We start from the raw sequence: 18,997 nt of genomic DNA, 5'->3' as shown, positions 1-18,997 counted from the left end.
GCGGCCTGAAGGGTCACGGGAGAGCGTGGGAGGTATCTTCAAACATGAACATCCCATAGGCCTCCGAGAAAGAGGCGAGTCGGATGCTTTTGCTTGGGTCCTGGGGCGTTCCAGCCGTTCCTGCGCTCTTTCAGAGCGCAACGCGGGCGCACTATCACGTGTCCGTCGTTCCCAGGGCTTGCGCCCGGGGCTGAATCCCGCGACCTTTCAGGCCGCGAGGCCTCGGAACTCCATCTTGCATGCGGCAATGTAGGTCGCCTAACGCTAGCGGGAATGTGTTTGTCCAGTCCATTAGTCCTCGTCAGCCAGCGCGTCAGGCGCTAAAGTCGGTATCATAGCATGCATTCCATGTGGTCCATTCGGCTCATCCGGGCCTTATTCTTCGCCTTCTTTGTCTTCACCGGCATCACGGTCGCGCTCGGCTTTCAGCAGCCGGCTTGGCTGGGGGCGGTGTCTGGTGCCACCGCCATGGGCCTGATCCTCGCCCTTGACACGCTTTTCGTTAGGCTCACTCTGCGCGATTTTTCTCAGGGCACCTTCGGTCTGGCCATCGGCCTGTTCTGCGCTTGGCTGATCACGCGCATCGGCGTTTTCCAGCTCGGTTATTTTCAAGCGATGGCGGAGGGGGATGCCCTGCGCAATGGCGTGGAGATCCTCATCTATACCACCTTCGCGTATTTCGGCATCACCTTTGCCCTGCGCAGTGATCGGGACCAGTTTGCCCTCCTCATCCCTTACGTGCGATTCCGCCGGGACGGCTCCGAGGGCGAGCCGCTACTGCTCGACACCAACATCATCATCGACGGCCGGGTGCCTGCGGTGGTGAAGACCGGCTTCCTCAGTGGGGCCCTGGTGGTGCCACGTTTCGTGCTGGATGAACTTCAACGGCTGGCGGATTCCACAGAGCCGCAGAAAGCCCTGCGCGGTAAACGAGGCCTGGAAATCATGGAGCAGATGCGCACGATGGAGGAGCTGTCCATCTCCATCCATGAAGAGGCTCCCGGCCCCCATCGCGATCAATCGGTCGATAACCGCCTTGTCTCCACAGCCCGTGAGCTCAATGCCCGCCTGCTCACCAATGATGAAAACCTCGCCAAGATCGCCCGCCTGCGTGGCATTCTGGTCTTGAGTTTCAATGACCTCGCCGTCGCCCTGCTGCCGCAGTTGAACCCCGGGGATGAACTCACGCTTACCCTCACCAAACAAGGCAAAGACAAACATCAAGCGGTGGGTTACCTCGCAGATGGCACGATGATCGTGGTGAATCAGGCCGTCCAATGCATCGGCCAAACCGTCGAAGTTTCCATCTCTGGAGCCCTGCCCACCTCAGCGGGTCGATTGATCTTCGCCGAGCTCAAGAAGTGAAGGATGCCGGAGGCCGCTCGGCTCATGAGCGCCGCCTACGCAGCGGGACCAAGGCACTCAACATGAGAAGCACGAGACCTGCTGGCTCTGGCACACTCACGATGCTCTGAATCTCCAGCGCACTCTCCGAGATGCGCGAGGCGTAGAAGTTGGCCGGGCTGTCTGGGGGCAGCGGAACAGCCGACCAGCCCGAGCTGTCGCTGCCTTGATAAAAACCACCACGGTCAAACAGGGCAGCCGAGAACTCATTGTCATCCACCACATTGTTCGTATCAAAAAAGCCGTCCACACCATAGTTGATCCCGGCCAGTTTCCACACGCCGCCATCATTGACAAAAACAGCACCGCCGGAGTCTCCCACGGATAGCGTGGCTTCATTTTGTCCCCCCATCGGATCGAAGCTCATGCGCAAGAGATCCCCTCCGAAGGGCCCTGCGGTGATGCCAGACACATCATTCTCCCCCCAGCGCACCACGCCATCTGAGCCGGTGTGAAGCCAGCCTTTGAGATCGCCTTCCAGCGTCACTTCAGCCCCCCTAGGGCCGCCTCGGCCAAAGACCACCACTTCCATCCCCACCTCACTGCTGCCCGTGTAGAGCGGGGCGTAGGTGGAAAAGCTTTCATTGATCTTGTAGATGCGTAGGTCCGTCCCGGCGATATCCCAATAACCGATGTTGCCATTGGCCGCTGCATCGATGCTGTAAACCGTGCTGTCCGCCACACTGGTGAAAGTGGGGCTACCTGAGACCCCGATATGCTGCGCCGTGATGAAATACTGCGAGCCAATCATCGTGCCCATATAGCTGCCATACAGCCCCTGATAAGCCCAGCCACTGTCGGCCAAAATCCCTGAGGGCGCGGTGGTGTTCGTCAAGGCGTTGTCCGTGTCATAGAGCACGACCGCTCTGCCTTCTAGGGGAAGGATCAACACCAACCCTACGACCAAGCAGCACAGGTTGAGGTGATGGGAAAGGCGGCCGAAAGGCATGCGTCTAACATAAAGAAATTCGCAATAATTTCCATAATTATTTCTTCAGCCACCTGCTGCTTCAGGACTGCCCAGATCACCAGACTCAAGCAGCACCGTGGACGATCATCCCCCGAAAGGCACTGCTGCTCATCATCGGTTGGAGGAGGTTCATCGCTGCCCGCAGCTTGGCCGTATTCGAAATGGCAGGGTTATTGACCAAAATCACATCCGTGGCCAAGGGAGCCAGCGGGGCCACATCAGCAAAGTTTTTCAGAATCGGACCCCCATCCAGAATCACCCAATCCACCTGCTGCTTCGCACGTTCGATCCAGGAGCGATAACCATCCAACAATTCGTTGGTGGCATAAGCAGGGAGGTCATGGGCTGGCAGAATGAAAAGATTGGTCCGTCCATAACGCAGCGATTCCAGATCATGAGCCCAAGAGCTGTGGCGTGCCGAATGGGGGAACCATTGGTGCAGGGAAGGTGCCACTGCATTGCACTCCATCATGAAAACCCGCCGCCCTTGGTGGCAGAAGGCGGCCGCCAGGGCCGCCGCAGCCAGGGTCTTCCCCTCACCGGCATCGGCACTGGTCAGGAGGATGACTCCGCCGAGCCCGCTGCGCTTCAGAGCCTGCACTTCCAGAGTCGTCGTCAACTGGGACAGGGCACCCGCAGCGCCATAGGGCTCCGGTTGGAGGAGTTGACCGATCATAGCCTCCGGTGTCCCCTGCCCCACCAAAGGGAGCTTGGCCAAGACCGGTGCTTGATTAGCCGCCTGCATCATCAGGGGTGACGGTGCGGGTGCAGGGGCCGGGGCGGCCATGAAAGGGGAGGCGGCCGGGACTGCCGCAGGGCCTGCGATGGGAGTGGGGACTGGAGCCTGAGCCTGTGGCAGCGGAACCTGAGGAAACGAGGCTGGCGCTTTCCCCAGCGGACGTGTCGGAGCGTGTTTGATCGAGGGAATCACTCCCGATGGGGAACCTCCCTGACGAACAAACTTGAGCAGATGCTCATCGACCAACCCCCAAGTGACTGGCAAGCCCAAGAACAGCATGCCGAAGACCAGTAAGCTGGCCACGGCTGCCACGGGTTTGTTAGGCTTCACAGGCTTATCCGGCGCAGTGGCAATGTCAGACAAACTCAGTGCGCCGATGTCCTTAAAGTTACCCGTCACTTCGGCCTGATTCAGCCGTTTGACGATGGTTTGATACATCTCCCGATCTGCCGCCACCTGATCGCTGAGGATTTTTTGCTCCACATTTTTGCCGCTCTGATCCAGCACCTGCCCACGTGATTCATCGAGCTGCTTTTTGAAATCGGCAATCTGGCGCTCCAGGCCGGTCACTTCGTTTTCCGCCATGGTCACCACCGCCATCGTGGCATGATCCAAGGCGGACTTCGCCGATTCGATTTTCCCCGCCAGAGCAATCATCTGGGGATGTCTACGCCCACACAGAGGTTCCAAGGCTTTCCGTTCGGCAATGGCCGCTTCCAGTTCTTTGCGATTGAAGGCGACATCGGGATTATCCGCCACCACACGCACCTCCAGTAGATCTCGTCCGGCCTGCTGAGTGTTGCGGATGCTTTGCAGATCGCTCTTCGCCTTCGCCAGCCGGATTTCCGCATCCGTGGTCGCGGTGACGAACTGGCGGACCTTATCGCCACCGATGTCCTGGGTCGCGTTCTCCTGCATGAGGTTCTCGCTCTTGCGGTATTCGGCCAACTTGCGCTCACTGACTTCCAAACGCTGTTTCAACTCCACCGCTTTGCTTTGCAGGTAGCCACGTTCACTTTCCGTCTGCCCACTCTCCTGTTCACCGAAGAAGCTGATGTAGTCGGTGGCAAAGCTGTTGGCAATGGCCGCCGCCAGCTTCGGGTTCCGGTTACGGACGAGCACTCGCAGGATGTGTGATTCCTTCTGTGGCTCCACCCTCACCCACTCCTCCAGGCTTCCGGCAAACACGTCTTTCGGCGGTGCTGGCTTGGAGGGTTTGTAAAGCCCGATCAACTTGAACAACTGATCCTTACGACCCAGCGTGCTGAGTTCATCCTGAATGAAGGCGTCCCGCTCTTGGGGGTCGAAGCGATCATAGAAGTAATCCATGAACTTCCGAGATTTCAACTCCGTGAGATGGTTGTTGATCAATTGCGGAGCACTCAGTTCCGTCACGCTCTGACGGCCCATTTCACTGAAGTTGAAAACGTTCGTGTCCTGAAGTCGCAGACGTAGTTTCGCCTCGGCTTCATAGATGTTGGGGCCCATGCCCAACAAATAAAAGATCAAGGCCGCCATGGGCAGCCCCACCAGAAAACCGAGCAGCCAAAAGCGTTTTAAATATCCGACCAGATCCGCGATGCTAATGACCGATTCATTGAACTGAGGCGGCGGCGTGGAGAGATAGGGACTCGGGTCCACCGAAGGCGGCATACCGAGAGGTGCCCCAAGCGCCGCAGGTGCCACCGGCACAAGACTACGCGCATCGGCAGGCATGCCGGTGGGAGCTTTAGGGTCGATGGTGAGCTGGTAAGACATGGAAGGCGCAGCGCAGAACAGTACAATCATGCACCCACCCCGGCGGGGCAAGCAGCAGACACAGAAGTTTCTTTAAGTTTGGCCGTTTCTGTCGTCAGGCCCATGGCATTCAGAATGATTCCATTCACAATCTTCACATCAAAGACCTCCTCGGCCAGCTTTCGGCTCGCACGCCCCATGCGGGCAATTTGATCCGGATTTTGGATGAAAAACTCCATGGCTTTCACCACAGCCTCGATGTCCTTTGGAGGCACCAGGAACCCGTTGCCGCCATCTTGAGCGATGCACTCACGAGCTCCCACCGAGTCCGTCGTGATGACGGCCCGGCCCATAGACAGAGCTTCCAGAGTCGCATGAGGCACCCCTTCCCGATACCAGGTTGGCAGGCAGAAAACATGCATGTCCTTGAGCACCCCCGGCACATCCCGCACCATGCCGTGATGCGTTAAAAGGCCGTCCTTCACCCAACCCGCCACCTCCTCCTCAGAGACTCGGTTAGGGTTCGGATCAAACGGACCCACGAGATGGAATTCCACCTTGGGATACCGGGCTTTGATTTGCCTTGCTGCTTCAGCATAGACACACACACCCTTGCTGATGAGCAAGCGGCTGACTAAGACGAACCGGATGCGGCCTTCAGCGATCTCGGCACTGTTTTCCAGAGGCACGTGCGGATACTCATTCAGGTTCACACCAGAGCCTGCGGTCACATGCACAGGCACCCCGGGAGGCAGCATCTTGAGATCGGTAAAAAGCCGCACATCATCCCGATTCTGCATGAAGATCACATCAGCACGCTTCAGTGCATAGCGATGCAGAAGTTTCGAGATCCACTGCACGGCCGCTTGTTTCCAGGTCTCGGGTTTCACAAAGGTAAAACCCAGTCCAGGAAGCAAGGCATAAATCTTGGGCACCCCTGCCCAACGCGCCACCACACAGCCGTAAACGACGGACTTGATGGTGTAGGCAAAGAGGGCATCGGGCTTTTCTTCTTTGAAGAGCCGGAACATATCCAGCCAAGTGATCCAGTCATACAGGGGATTGACCCGACTCCGCACCATGCGGATGGGCGAGTGCCTCACGCCAAACTGAGCCAGGTATTGCCTCACATGCGGGTAATCCTCGGCGGCTGAGGTGACGACCTCACAACCATGGGCGGCGAGATCGCGGATCAAATCTCCGCGATGGTAAACCAACGTATTGGCATCAGCAGTGAGGACGACGACTTTCATTCGGACTTGGCGGAGCATTCAGACGGAGCCCTGAACTGGCGTTTCATATAACGGAAGCCGCGGAAGAGAGCCGCGCGCAAACTCTCCGGCTGATAGGCTTCCAGATCGATCACAAAGCGGGAATCTCCCGTCCATTCACTTTTGTAGCGGTAGTTTCCGGGCAGCATATCGAACAGCTTCATCTGCCGTGCGACACAGCTTTGGACAGCCCAACGCAGTGTGAGGTGCCCCAAAGAATAACGCGCCAGAGAAGCATCCCAGCCGATTTGGAAAAAGAAAAACTCACCGCGCTCGACAAAGCCATAAAGGCCTCCGGCCATGGCGGAGTCGATGCCAATGAAAGGTAACAGCGCTCTCCCCTCAGGAATCCATTTGAGTCCGAGGCGGCGATGAAACCGCCATGAACGAGGCGTGATGAAAGAACTCACCCCCTCTGGATAATGCTGGGTGTGAAGGGCCGCCAACTCATCCAGGCGTTTCTCAGCCTCTTCAGCCGTGGTTTGCTGTTCATCCGCGTGCTGCTCGCTGACTAACAGCTCCCAGCGCCTGCGCAGCTCTCGCTTCCGTTTGGTGGCCAATCGAGACTCAACATCTTGCCACGAGGCGGCGAGCCGAATGCACATGCACTCCGTGCGGATCACGACATTGACGCCGATGGAGCATTCATTCAGAGCCTCGATGATGAAGGGATGGTTAGGCGACTCTTCCGGCAGTTTGTTCAACCGCACCGTCTCCCACTCCGGCTGCAAGAGCGCGAAGGCGCGGCACAGCAGCGGCGTCAGCTCCATCTCCCGCCCCATCGGCACGAGGAAGTCCATGCGCTCCCCTTTGACCTCTCCCAACCCGGCTAAAAAGCCCAGGTGAATCAGGTGCTTGCGCATCCCAGAGGTCTCCTGCCCCAGCATCAACGGTGCAATGGCCAGCGGCTTTTGCTCGGCATCCACGATGACGGCCACGGCCAAGGTAAAATCGGTGCGAAACTCCTCCCACCAGAGCCACATCCAGTCCCACCTGAGAAAGGGAGAACAGACAGCGCTGCGCTCCAGCAGAGCATCCCAGTAAGGTTTCAGTGCCAAAAAAGCCGCCTCATCACGAATGATCTGAAGTCTCATCGTCCACCTCCTTGACTAACAATGAGTTCCGCCAATTTTTGGCGCACGGCATAGAGCTTGGCCACATCATCCTCCCAATCTCCGAAGCCCCGAGCGAAGGTCGCCGCCAAAGCCAGCGCCTCCTTTTCTTGGCCTAGATCCTTGGCCAGCATCATGTAATCATAGTCCTCGGCCATCTCCCTCAGCCATTTGAGGCGGATGCTGGCCACCGGCATGTCCGCACCGTGGCGTTTGCGCGTGGCGGGATAAATGAAACTGCCGTCTCCATTGTAAACCTCGCCATTCTCATGCTGGAAAGAACCCGCATCCTTCCACACATCGATGCCGGGACTGGCAAAGAGTGTGTCCCAATACGTCAACCCGGTGATGCCGTGACGAGGCATTACCCAGGCGAGCACCCGATAATTCATGGCCGGGTAATCCAGGCACCACACCGGCGGGTTGGATTGCTTCATCGCCTTCGGTTGGCCATGCGCAGCTTCCCAGGCATCGGGGATCTGGGTGAGCGCGGTGTAGCACCACACCTCATCTCCCTCCGCGAGACGACGCGCGATGTCACGCTGGCCATCTGGGGATTCCATATCCGCCCAGACACGGCTCACGTGCGGCACCCAGATATCCACATCTCCATCCAGGCGGCCCCACCAGCCGTTGTCCGGCGTAGGCTGCTCAGTGATCAACAAGGGCACTCGGACCTTATGGACCGCTTCCGTTTCATTGAAGAAATCTCCCCAGCGACGGACACGCGCATAAGCCTCACTGTCATTCGGCTCATCCAGCGAGCCCATGATCACATAGCCCCGGGAGTCACAGCGCAGCTTTTTCATCAGCCCCATCCACTCCGCCACATACTTCATGGCTTTGCTACGGTCCTGCCCCAGGGGATCTTTGAACGGCCACTCCGGCCAGATCGGCAGGCCCAGAGTGCTCACATGCCGATGCAGCAGATGCTTGCGCATCCCCGCCTCCACACGTGCTGGATTGATCTTACCGCTGCTGGGTTCGGGGTAGGTGGGATAGGTCTGATCGATGCTCAGCCGATGTTGGGCGAGCAAGTCATAGTATTCATCCAGCAGGGTGAGCAGCTTCGGATCGGGCGGCTCCTGACGGCGATCAAACCCATGCACCTCGGCGATGCGGCGCCAGAGGGTCATGATGGAGGTGCGCAGCCGTGGCACCACAGGAAGATCAAAGGGCTGCACGGTCAGGCTGTATTGGCGAGTGGCCAAAAACACCCGGTCAGGACCGACCACGCGGATCTCCCCTTTATAAACCCCCGGCTTAGCCGTGTAGGGCACGAACACATCCACCCAATAAGGTTGGTTGAAATGCTTTTGGTCAGGCAGCGTCTGCCAGGGAAAGGTCAGCGGCACCAGCGCATCTGGATAATCTCCCGGGGGCAAAGGTGCCATGGGGGTTGATTTCGAAACCCGCACGTAATGCTCTCGGAGCAAGGTCGGCGCAGGCAGAGTTTCCTGGTCCGGTCCGGTCAAGGACGTGGCTTCCACCTTGGCTTCCTTGATCTCGCTTTCCGAGCCATTTAGCACGATCTGGAATGACTCCCACTCCCCGCGTGCCGCGTGCAGATTCACAGCCGCTTTCGGTAAGGATTCGTCGGCCCGCATCACCCGCGTCATGGCATCCGCGAGAGACACTTTCAGCTCCGCCTGAGCGATTCCACTCAGCAAGAAGATGAATGCGATGAGGCGGCTTTTCATGATGCCACCACCTCCTCGTAAACTTTCTCGTAGGCCTGAGCTGCCACCGTGATATCGAAACGTTGCTGCGCCTCCTTGCGCAGGGTCTTGGCACTGGTGGGATGACTCAACGTCTCCTCCCAAGCTTTCGCTAAAGCCTCCGCATCACGCGCTGGCACCACTTGCCCCAGCCCTTCCAGTAGCCTTGCGCAATCCCCCACATCCGTCGTCACGCAAGGCACCCCGCTGGATAACGCCTCCATCACCGTCATGGGACAGGCTTCCGTGCGAGAGGATAAAGAAAACAGGTCCAGAGCCGGATAGACGTGCTCAGGGTCAGAGCGAAATGGGGTGAAATGCATCTGCTGACGGTGAGGCACAACCGACAAGGCGGCGCGAGCGCAATCCCCGAGTTCCCACTCATCTCCGCCGCATAACCAAAAGTGCACATCGGGTTTCCGAGCCTGAAGAAGCGCCGCCGCTCTCAGCCAGGTGGACAGGTCCTTCATCTCATGAAACCGACCGATGAACCCGATCAGTGGAGCTTTCTCGGGCACTCGCAGTTCTTTACGAACAGCGGCTCGAGCCTGCCCATCAGGCTTAAACCGTGAGGTGTCGATGCCATTCGGCACCCAGGTCATGGCGGTACGTGGGTAGCCCAAGGAGACATGATCCTCCACTGCTGTGGCGGAGCAAGAAATGATCTGCGTCGGCACCACGCGCGAGCTGCCTCCGATCAAACGCCGAAAGAGTGACATCTTCAGATCCGAATCCCCGGGGTTGCGATGGATCTCACGGCAGTGAATGCCCCACACCACATGTTTGACACCCGCCAAACGAGCACACCAGCCGCCGACGAAATCGGCATGATGCATCCACGTCTGCACGACATCTGGGTGAATCTGACGGAGCAGGCGAATCAAGCGCCACAGAGTGCTGGGGCGTAGAAACGCGTGGGCCTCCAGGTCATGGACCTCCGCCCCGGCATCCCTGAGCTTGGCCACCGCTTCAGGCCAGTCTCGACCATCCACCAGCACCACCACCGAGCGCCATCGGGCCGGGTTCATCGCCATCACGAGATTGCCCAGCATCGCCTCCGCGCCTCCGCCGCCAGGAGCCGCGATGAAGTGCAGCACGGTCCTGCGCTCCACCGCAGGTGCGGGTTGAGCGGTCCGAAAGCGCTTGGCCAAGGCCGTCAACGCCTTCTCGGTTTTTTGCAAACCTTGACCCGCCCAGGCAAACCACTGGTTAGGCCAAGAAGGTGTCTTCCAACTGCGACGGAGCGCTGAGATGTTTAACGAGATCATCGCCCCATCCCTCCTCTCCACTTTCTGGCCATCTCAAAGGCCCCTGAGACCGTGGCCTCAATCTCCCAGAGAGAACCCGGCGTGCCATAACGCGGCAGGGTCATCAGGTCCACCCCGGGCTTGATCCGGCCACTGATCATCGTCAAAGCGGCCTCAAAGCCAGCCTCTCGGGCCAGTTTCTGCGTCTCCTCCGTCCAGTCCTCCGGCCCGCCGTTCGGGTAAGCGAAGATCTTCGGTGCGAAACCCACCTCTTCGCGAATGCGATCCCGACACGTCTCGATTTCCCACCGTTGCTTTTCCAGACTGCAGCGGGTGAGGATGGGATGCGTATGGGTATGCCCACCAAAATCAATGATTCCACTGCGCTGCATCTCACGCACTTGATCCCAGCTTAAGGGGCGAGCGCAGTCCGGCACCGAGGCATGGCCCGAGTGGGCGGCCATTTGGGCCACCTCCCGCCGCATGGCGTCATCTGGCCATTGCTTGAGTTGATTCAGCGTCTCTTCCAGTTCAGCCCCTCCCTTCGTCCCTGTGGCAGCTAGGGCTAAGTCCACCTGCTGGAACCACAGCGGCGCGGTGCCATCAAGAAAACCCGTCGCGAGGAAAACCGTCGCGGGTAGTCTCAGTTCATTCAGAATCGGAAACGCCAAGTCGTAATTGGAAGCATATCCGTCATCGAAGCTCAAAGCCACAGCTCGGTCGGGAAGCTCGTCTCCCGCCCGCAAGATGGCCACCATCTCACGTAAAGGCATGACGTGATAATAAACCGCCAGATGCCTGCATAACGCGCGGAACACCGAAACCTTCAAATGCAGGCTGGTATCACTCACACCCACCGGGCCGCGATCAGAACAGACCCCATGGAAAACCAACACGACCCCCTGCCCGGAAAACTGCGCACGTGAGAGCGCCGCCATACCACACGCCACCAGGGCCGCAGATTTAGCGGTCTGGCCAGCACGTCGGATGCTGGATAGGAGGCTGTTCATTATGGTATTTCTATAAAATTATCAAATTTCAGCTAATAATCAAAGCTTTCTCACCTTTTTCTCCTCTCAAGCAATGTCGCCTCACTATGCCTCAGGTTGCTACCTTTGGCTTGAGCAAAAGCACCCTCCACCTGGCGATGCGGCATTTTCGGGGAAACTGAGCTCTGGATTTTTTCTAACGCAACTTCCGCACAAACGTTGCGTTTCATGGTCCAATCCACTGGGAGGCACTCTATGAACGCTCGCTCCATCACCCTCTGTGCGCTATTTCCGGCACTCTTAGCCACCGCACAAACCGCACCCGACGGTAACAGCAATTTCCGTGTTTGGCATGACAACCAAGGGAGGCAGGTCGAAGCCACGTTTCGCGGGGTGGAAGGGGGGAAGGTTTACTTGCAGACCCGAGATGGGCGCATGTTTGACTTCCCACTGACCAATCTGACCCCGGAAGATCAGCAACTGGCTACCACCTTGAAGCCTGAGGGCCTAGGGATTCAGAAAAACACCGGCCTCGCACAATCAGCCGCCGTCATTGATAAAGGCGTGCTGATGGGGCTACAAAAAGCCGGGCAAGAACCCAACGCCCTGGCCAGCGATGAGCAATTCATCCGCCGCGTTTATCTGGACCTCGCAGGCCGCATCCCGACGCGTGAAGAAACACTGGCTTTCCTGGCAGACACCAGCGCCGCCAAACGCGCCAATGTCATCGACACCCTGGTCAGTGACGATGGCTTCGCCTCTCATCTGTATAACTACTTTTCAGACATGCTCCGCATCGCCGACGATGCCCAGAAGGCCAAGTTCTTCACCTATGAGGAATGGCTGAAGGAGCAAATCGCTGCCAACCGCCCGTGGAATGAGATCGTCTATGACATGATGGTGGCCGATGGTAAGCTGCTGGATAATGGAGCCACCGGCTACCTGCTGCGAGACCGTGGCATGCGCTTGGATAACCTCAGCCTGACACTCTCCACCTTCCTCGGGGCCAATGTCTCCTGCGCTCAGTGTCACGACCACCCCTTTGCTGAGTGGACTCAAAAGCAGTTCTATCAGATGGCTTCGTTTTTCGGTGCGGCCGACACCTACGACCGCAACCTGCCACGAGGAATGATGCGCAATCTGCGCGATGAACTCACTCAGCAGCAGTATCAACAGGCCCGCCGTTTGTTCGACGTCAATTCCCTCTCCGTGACCGACCATGAGAAGAGCGATCTCACCCTGCCTGACGACTACAAATACAAGGATGGCAAGCCTGGTGACGCGGTGGATCCAATCCTTGTGACTTGGAGCAAGGATGACCACCGCTTGCGCTGCTATCAGGATGCTGAGTTGGCGCTGAAAAAAGCCGACAATGACGCGCAACGCCGCGAGATCTTTGCCCGCTGGATGACCAGCCCCGACAATCCCCGTTTTGCCATCACCATCGCCAATCGCCTGTGGAAAATGGTGTTTGGCGTCGGCATCCAGGATCCGGTGACAGATCTCGATGATCTCAGTGCCTCCAGCAATCCCATGCTGCTCAAGCATCTGGGCAATGAGATGGTGCGCCTGAAATTCGACTTGCGGGCCTTCATGCGCCTCCTGTGCAACACCCAGACGTATCAACGGGAAGCCGTGACACGTGAACTGGCCCTGGGTGAGCCCTACTATTTCCCTGGCCCGATCCTGCGCCGCATGACAGCTGAGCAAGCCTGGGACTCCTGCGTCACCCTCGCCATCGGTGACAAGGTGGATAACTTTAAGCTAAAACGGGCAGAGCCTTACAAGCAAGTGATGGCGCTGAACGTGTCTGAAATCACGCCGGCCCAAATCGTGGAAAAGCTCGGGGAAATGCAAGGCATGCGCCGCATGGCCGATGGCGTGCTGGGGGATGGCGGTGCCAAGGGCAAGGGGGCTGCTAAAAAGAAAAAACGCCAGCGCATGATGGAAGAGACGACCGCCAGCGAAGAGGACGGATTCACCCGTCCAGCGATGATGGAAGGCCTGGCCCTCGCCCGCGCTTCCGAGCTGCGTCAGCCAGAGCGTGACGGCCACTTCCTGCGCATGTTTGGCCAGAGTGACCGCCAGATTGCCGACAGTAACTCCGCCGAAGGCAGCATCCCTCAGGTGCTCATGCTGATGAATGGGGAAGCCCAAAACGTCCTGCGCAATCCCAAATCCCTCGTCCTAGCCACCGCCATGGGTGAGGCGGAGACCCCGAAAAAAGTCGAGGCCCTCTACTACAGCTTTTTCTCTCGTAAACCCACCGCAGAAGAAATGGCCTCCGCCACAGAGGCCTTCGATGCCGGTTTGACCTCGGCCGACCTGTGCTGGGTCCTCTTTAACTCCCGCGAGTTCGTCTTCGTGCAATAACCCCTCAGCGCTTCTCCTGCCATGAGCCTTTCCTTTCATTCCCTGGATTGCCTTTCGCGCCGTCAATTTGCCGAGCAAGTCGCCAAGACCGCTCTGGGCGTCACCTTGATCCCTCATCTCGTCAAAAGCGAAGGTGTCACGGACCCCAAGTCCCTACCCGGTTTCGGCAAAGCTAAAAATGTAATCTGGCTGCAGATGCTGGGTGGCATGTCACACATCGACACGCTGGACCCCAAGACTGGGGATACCAAAGGCCCGGGTGACCCGATCACCACCAAGGCCGGTTATCAGCTCGGAGCTTATCTGCCCAATCTGGCCAAAGATCACTCCGAGAAACTGGCCATCATCCGCAGCATGACCTCCAAGACCGGGGTGCATGCCTCCGGCCAATACCTCATGCGCACCGGCTATGAGCAGCGCGGCACCATCAAGCACCCCGTGCTCGGCGCCTGGGCGCAGGAACTGCTGGGCAAGAGCAGCCAGACCCTGCCTTCCTCCGTTTGTGTGGGCCGTGGTCCAGAGAGCGGCAATGGCTTCTTCTCCGCCGGCTTCAGCCCGCTGCCGATCCATGATCCCGAAGCAGGGCTGCAATACGCTCAGTTCGACGCCTCTGCAGAGATCATGAGCAAGCGCCTGGCTCTGCTCAACAAGGTGGACTCCGGTTTCCGAGCCAAGTTTCACGACAGCAATCTGAAAGCCTACACCGACTTTTACGATGATACTTTGAAACTGCTCAGCGCCAAGGATCTCGACGCCTTCAAGCTCACGGAGGAAAGCAGCGAAGCCCGAGAAAAATATGGCATGAACAAATTTGGTCAGGGCTGCATGCTGGCCCGCCGTTTGGTCGAGCGCGGCGTGAGATTCATCGAGGTCGCTCACGGCGGCTGGGACATGCACAATGACATTGGCGATGGCATGGAAGATAACGGTGGCATCCTGGATACCGCCCTCGCCGCGCTGCTGTCCGATCTCCAGGAGCGTGGCCTGCTGCAATCCACCCTCGTCGTGCTCTGTTCCGAATTCGGCCGCAGTCCGAAGATCAACAGCCGCAGCGGGCGTGACCATCACCCCAAGGTGTTCAGCACCCTCCTGGCGGGCGGTCCAGTCAAAGGCGGCACCATCTATGGCGCCAGCGATAAGGAAGGCAATGCCCCCGCCGATAAGCAGGTGACCATTCAGGACTTCCACAGCACCGTCGGTCATGCCATGGGCATGGACGTCAATCACATCGTCATGTCGCCCAGCAATCGCCCCTTCACGGTCGGAGATAAGGGCAGCGTGATCACGGAACTCCTTGCATAAGATCAGGCACTTCATCCTGATCTCCCGCCGCAGGCTGGAGCTTCGAGCGGAGGAGAATATGCTGGAGCATGGCGCGATTTTCGGAGGTGATCACATCCTCCAGTGTGTAGCGGTCGAGAGCACCATAAAAAGCTCCGACCGCCTGCGAAAGTGCCCCCTTCAGCCCGCAGCACATGTAGATCGGGCAGGTATTCGTCTTCATATCGAAGCACTCCACCAAAGGAGACGAAGTCTCGGTTTTCCGAACCAGCTTTCCGATCTGAATATCTTCCGGCTTCATCGCCAGCTCGATCCCCCCCCACGGCCGCGCTTAGTGGCCAGATAGCCCAGCTTGGTCAAATTATTGACTACCTTCACCAAGTGATGGCGTGACACTCCAAAAGCATCCGCCACCTCATGTAGGGGAAAAGGCGCCCCTTTGACGGCTCCAAATAGGAGAACTCGGAGAGAAAAATCCGAAAATAAGCTCAGGCGCATCAAGTTTGGTATCCTTTTTCCCAAGAATAGGAAAGTTTATGAAGGTAAGGAATTTGTAAGCCCTGGATGTTAATGTCTAATAAATAAAACAGCTATAACCATTAAAATAAAAGAGCTGCTCCAACAATGTCTCCACTAGTTTATGAGATTATTTCTCAGTTACTCAATGCAGCTTCATAATCACTTTTTCATAAGCAAATATGGCTGTCAGCTAACCCACCTTATTCCCTAGTGCTGAGAGGATCGCAATCGCCGCCAATTTCCTGAAGGTCCATGACACATCCGATGCCATCCTTGGATTTCACCTGCGAACAAAAAACCCGCGTAGATGGTTCTACGCGGGTCTTGAACTTGGATGAAAAGCAAGTTTTAGCGGCGATTAGACGGGCGGATTGCCGCTACGAGACTCATCTTCCCGTGCTAGCTCCTCAGTGGATTTTTCCGTTTGGGGTTTTTCAGGAGTCGGTTCAGGTGAGGCGGGTGAAGCTTCAGTCGCCTCGACCTCAGGCTGATTTTCCTCTTCCTCAGGCATCACGGAACCTTGGTCTTCACCCTCATCCACAGGATCTTCCATGGACACAGTTTTGGGCGCTTTTTCGACCTGCGGAGGCGGAGCAGAAGGCACGGCACGAGGCTTTTGATATTCATCATCCTCGTCGTCTTTTTCATCGGAGAACCACGGATTGTAGTTCTCGTTGTCCCATTCATCCCCGGACTCTTGCTCCAGTTCCTTCTGATCCTTCTCCAACTCCGCGTAGTATTCGGGATAGGCTGCTCGATCCTTCTTCTCCATGAAGTAGGCCAAGATGACACAGACCGCGTACAGCACATAGAGAGGGCCAGACATCAGCATGAGGGTCAGCACATCGGGTGTCGGAGTCACCACCGCCGCAAACAAGGTAATCGCGATGATCGCGTGCCGCCATGTGGACTTCATGATGCGGAAGTTGAGGAAATCCAACTTCACCAGGGCCATCACGATGATCGGCAGCTCAAAGGCGATCCCGAACACCAAGATGAAGCGCGTGGTGAAGGTGACGTAGTTATCGATCGTCCATGTCTGGGTCGCGCCGACGGAGGCAGCGAACTCTGAAAAGAACACGAGCGCGCGCGGCAGCACCACCCAGTAAGAAAAGGCGGCTCCGCTCAGGAAGAGGCCTGTGCCAATCGCGATAGCCGGAAACAGCAGCTTCTTCTCGTTCGACTTCAAGCCTGGCAAAATGAACTGCAGGAGGAAAACCAGCAGCAGTGGAAAAGAGGCAATCACGGCCGCGATCAAAGACACGTTCACGGCCATCATGAAAGGTCCCGCGACATCAATGTTGATCAGCAGCTTGCGTGCTTCCTCAATGTTCGGCGCAAACCCTGCCAGCACCATCGGGTAGAGGATCGCGTTGAACAGTTCCTTATAAAAGTAGAAGGAGATGATGGTGGCCGAAATCAGGGTGATGCCCATCCGCACCAGCATCGTGCGCAGATCATCCAGGTGATCCAAAAAGGGCTTTTCCTCATCCTCTTTGCTGAGGTTGAGAGCGACCTTGTCGCGCACTTTGAAAACTTTACTCAGGATGCCTTGCCACATAACGGATGTAAAAAGAAGAGTTCTGGGGTTAAACGCCTCAAATCGCTCCCTTGGCCGCCATCCGCGCAAACAGGGACAGTGTCAGAGCGTTGGTGATCTCATTGGCAGCGATCATCCTCCGCAACTCTTCTGAACTGACCCAGCGCGCGTCGCTGATGTGCTCGCCATCGTCCAATTCCGGACGGCTGACGACGCACACGGGCTTCGCTTGAAATAAATAAACGTGTTCGTCGGTGAAACCTTGCGAGGGAAGAAACCAGCCCAGCGGCTCCAGGGTGCCCCCCGGTGCTAAACCGTAGCCTGTCTCCTCGCGCAACTCACGTAAGGTGGTCTCCACGATCAACTCCGCAGTGATCTCCTCGATGGGCGCATCAATCTGACCGGCAGGAAATTCCCACACCGTCTGCTGCACCGGCACACGCTCCTGAGCGATGAGGAGAAACTCGCCCTTTTCATTCACTGGCGCCACAGCCACGGCAGCCTTCCGCTGAACGACCATCCACGACACCCCGACCTCCTGACGATGCGGCGTGAGGCACTGCACCTGATCCACGCTCACATGATCGCTACTGAATACACGCTGCGTGGAGACACGTCGCCAGCCATCGCGATCTTCGACGCGGAAGAGAGGAAAATCTGGAGTGCTTCCGTTCATCAGCCTTCGTCCGAGAGAGCTTGTTTCCAGAAATCGAGCTGCGCGGACACATTCTTCGGAGACGGAGCGCCGATGCCTTTGCGGGCCGCCAGAGCAGTCTCCAGATTCAGGCAGTCAAACAAATCCGCCTCAAAAGCAGGGGAGAACTCCTGGTATTGAGCCAGCGGGATATCCGCAAAAGCGGTCTTTTCGGCGATGGAATACGCCACCAGTTTCCCGATGACTTCATGGGCCTGACGGAAAGGCACGCCGTGATTGACGAGGTAATCCGCCAGATCGGTCGCCAGTAGCATGGGGTCGCTGGTGGCTGCACGGGTGCGGGTTTCATTCACCTCCATCCCAGAGATCATCTCGGCAAACACCGCCAGTGCGGCCTGGATGGTATCGAGCGAGTCAAACAGAGGCTCTTTATCCTCCTGCATGTCGCGGTTGTAAGTCATCGGCAGACCCTTAAGCAGGGTCAGCAAGGCCATCAGGTTGCCCACGAGGCGGCCCGACTTGCCACGAGTCAGCTCGGCCACATCGGGATTCTTCTTCTGAGGCATCAGGCTGGAGCCCGTGGTGTGGGCATCACTCAGGGTGACAAAACCAAACTCGGCACTGCACCAGAGGATGATGTCCTCACTCAAACGCGAGAGATGGATGCCGCAAAGAGCGATGGCAAACATGACCTCCGCCGCGAAGTCACGATCACTGACCGCATCCATGCTGTTTTGCGTGACGGAGTCGAACTCCAAGAGCTCAGCCACATACTCACGATCCAAAATGATGGTGGAACCCGCCAAGGCACCTGAACCCAGAGGCATGACATTCAGACGGTCGTTGGCATCCAACAGGCGCTGGGCATCACGCTCCAGCATTTCCACATACGCCAGCAAATGATGGGCAAACAACACGGGCTGCCCGCGCTGAAGGTGGGTGTAGCCCGGCACCACCGCCTGACCAGCCCGTTCCGAGGCCTCAATGAGTGAGCGCTGGAGATCGGCAATCAGATCCACGATCTCCACCACCGCATCCCGGGTATAGAGGCGCACATCCGTGGCCACCTGGTCGTTGCGACTGCGCGCTGTGTGCAGCTTCGCCCCCGCGGGACCGATGCGGCGAGTCAACTCGGACTCGATGTTCATGTGCACGTCTTCCAGCGCTTGTTTGAACTCGAACCTCCCGGCATCAATTTCTGCGCGGATTTCCAGCAGCCCGGATTCAATCGCCGACTGTTCCTCGGCAGTGAGGATGCCGGCTTTCAGCAGGCCTTTGGAATGGGCGATGGAGCCGCGGATGTCGTGCGCATATAGCCTCCAGTCAAAGGACACAGACTCGCCATAGCTCTGCACGAGCTGGCTGGTTTCTTGAGCAAAACGGCCTTTCCACATAAATAAACGGGGCGCGGAGAGTAGCGGCAAAGTGAGCCGGTGCAACCC

At 57.7% G+C, this 18,997-nt stretch carries 13 protein-coding genes and 1 pseudogene; 3 read left to right on the top strand and 11 right to left on the bottom strand.

All coding sequences use genetic code 11. The annotated features are described in order from the left end of the window. Positions 1–348: 348 nt before the first annotated feature. Positions 349–1,365: a PIN/TRAM domain-containing protein gene (locus B5D61_RS21085; RefSeq protein WP_176159585.1), complete on the top strand. Its 1,017-nt coding sequence runs from the start codon at positions 349–351 to the stop codon at positions 1,363–1,365. 22 nt (positions 1,366–1,387) lie between these two features. Here B5D61_RS21085 and B5D61_RS21080 read toward each other — a convergent pair whose 3' ends face one another. The 7 genes from B5D61_RS21080 to B5D61_RS21050 all read right to left on the bottom strand — a co-directional run bounded on the left by B5D61_RS21080 (position 1,388) and on the right by B5D61_RS21050 (position 11,208). Continuing rightward, the gene (locus B5D61_RS21080; protein ID WP_078815422.1) at positions 1,388–2,353 is read right to left on the bottom strand and encodes a hypothetical protein; all 966 of its coding nucleotides are present in this window, start codon (positions 2,351–2,353) and stop codon (positions 1,388–1,390) included. Between the two features lie 85 nt (positions 2,354–2,438). Continuing rightward, positions 2,439–4,871 carry an exopolysaccharide transport family protein gene (locus B5D61_RS21075; protein ID WP_176159584.1) on the bottom strand — a complete coding sequence of 811 codons (2,433 nt, stop codon included), beginning with the start codon at positions 4,869–4,871 and terminating at the stop codon, positions 2,439–2,441. Positions 4,872–4,897: 26 nt separating this feature from the next. Further along, positions 4,898–6,103 (bottom strand): glycosyltransferase family 4 protein, encoded by a 1,206-nt coding sequence (locus B5D61_RS21070; RefSeq protein WP_176159583.1) that lies wholly within the window; start codon positions 6,101–6,103, stop codon positions 4,898–4,900. Beyond that, the gene (locus B5D61_RS21065) at positions 6,100–7,215 is read right to left on the bottom strand and encodes a GNAT family N-acetyltransferase (protein WP_078815419.1); all 1,116 of its coding nucleotides are present in this window, start codon (positions 7,213–7,215) and stop codon (positions 6,100–6,102) included. Before B5D61_RS21065 ends, B5D61_RS21070 begins: the two co-directional genes overlap by 4 nt. Next, positions 7,212–8,933 (bottom strand): glycoside hydrolase domain-containing protein, encoded by a 1,722-nt coding sequence (locus B5D61_RS21060; protein ID WP_078815418.1) that lies wholly within the window; start codon positions 8,931–8,933, stop codon positions 7,212–7,214. Before B5D61_RS21060 ends, B5D61_RS21065 begins: the two co-directional genes overlap by 4 nt. Continuing rightward, on the bottom strand, positions 8,930–10,219 hold the full coding sequence (locus B5D61_RS21055) for a glycosyltransferase (RefSeq protein WP_078815417.1): 1,290 nt from the start codon (positions 10,217–10,219) through the stop codon (positions 8,930–8,932). Before B5D61_RS21055 ends, B5D61_RS21060 begins: the two co-directional genes overlap by 4 nt. Further along, a complete protein-coding gene (locus B5D61_RS21050; protein WP_078815416.1) occupies positions 10,216–11,208 on the bottom strand; it encodes a polysaccharide deacetylase family protein in 993 nt (330 codons plus the stop codon). The genes B5D61_RS21055 and B5D61_RS21050 overlap by 4 nt, the downstream gene beginning before the upstream one ends. Positions 11,209–11,442: 234 nt before the next feature. On the opposite strand from B5D61_RS21050, the gene B5D61_RS21045 reads away from it, so the two are divergent. Both B5D61_RS21045 and B5D61_RS21040 read left to right on the top strand, forming a co-directional pair. Continuing rightward, on the top strand, positions 11,443–13,560 hold the full coding sequence (locus B5D61_RS21045) for a DUF1549 domain-containing protein (protein ID WP_176159581.1): 2,118 nt from the start codon (positions 11,443–11,445) through the stop codon (positions 13,558–13,560). Between the two features lie 21 nt (positions 13,561–13,581). After that, entirely contained in the window at positions 13,582–14,862 is a 1,281-nt protein-coding gene (locus B5D61_RS21040; RefSeq protein WP_078815414.1) for a DUF1501 domain-containing protein, read from the top strand. Here the strand turns inward: B5D61_RS21040 and B5D61_RS26860 are convergent. From B5D61_RS26860 to argH, 4 genes and pseudogenes are all read right to left on the bottom strand, one after another. Then, a pseudogene (locus tag B5D61_RS26860) lies at positions 14,843–15,339 on the bottom strand (Rrf2 family transcriptional regulator). The gene B5D61_RS21040 and the pseudogene B5D61_RS26860 overlap by 20 nt on opposite strands. A gap of 379 nt (positions 15,340–15,718) precedes the next feature. Beyond that, on the bottom strand, positions 15,719–16,921 hold the full coding sequence (gene tatC, locus B5D61_RS21030; protein ID WP_078815413.1) for a twin-arginine translocase subunit TatC: 1,203 nt from the start codon (positions 16,919–16,921) through the stop codon (positions 15,719–15,721). A 37-nt stretch (positions 16,922–16,958) separates the two neighbouring features. After that, entirely contained in the window at positions 16,959–17,576 is a 618-nt protein-coding gene (locus B5D61_RS21025) for an NUDIX hydrolase (RefSeq protein WP_078815412.1), read from the bottom strand. Then, positions 17,576–18,949, bottom strand: coding sequence for an argininosuccinate lyase (gene argH / locus B5D61_RS21020; protein ID WP_078815411.1), 1,374 nt, complete (start codon positions 18,947–18,949; stop codon positions 17,576–17,578). The genes B5D61_RS21025 and argH overlap by 1 nt, the downstream gene beginning before the upstream one ends. Positions 18,950–18,997 lie beyond the last annotated feature (48 nt).

Source organism: Prosthecobacter debontii, assembly GCF_900167535.1.
Taxonomy (GTDB): domain Bacteria; phylum Verrucomicrobiota; class Verrucomicrobiia; order Verrucomicrobiales; family Verrucomicrobiaceae; genus Prosthecobacter; species Prosthecobacter debontii.
This window is presented reverse-complemented; position numbering and strand designations above follow the sequence as displayed.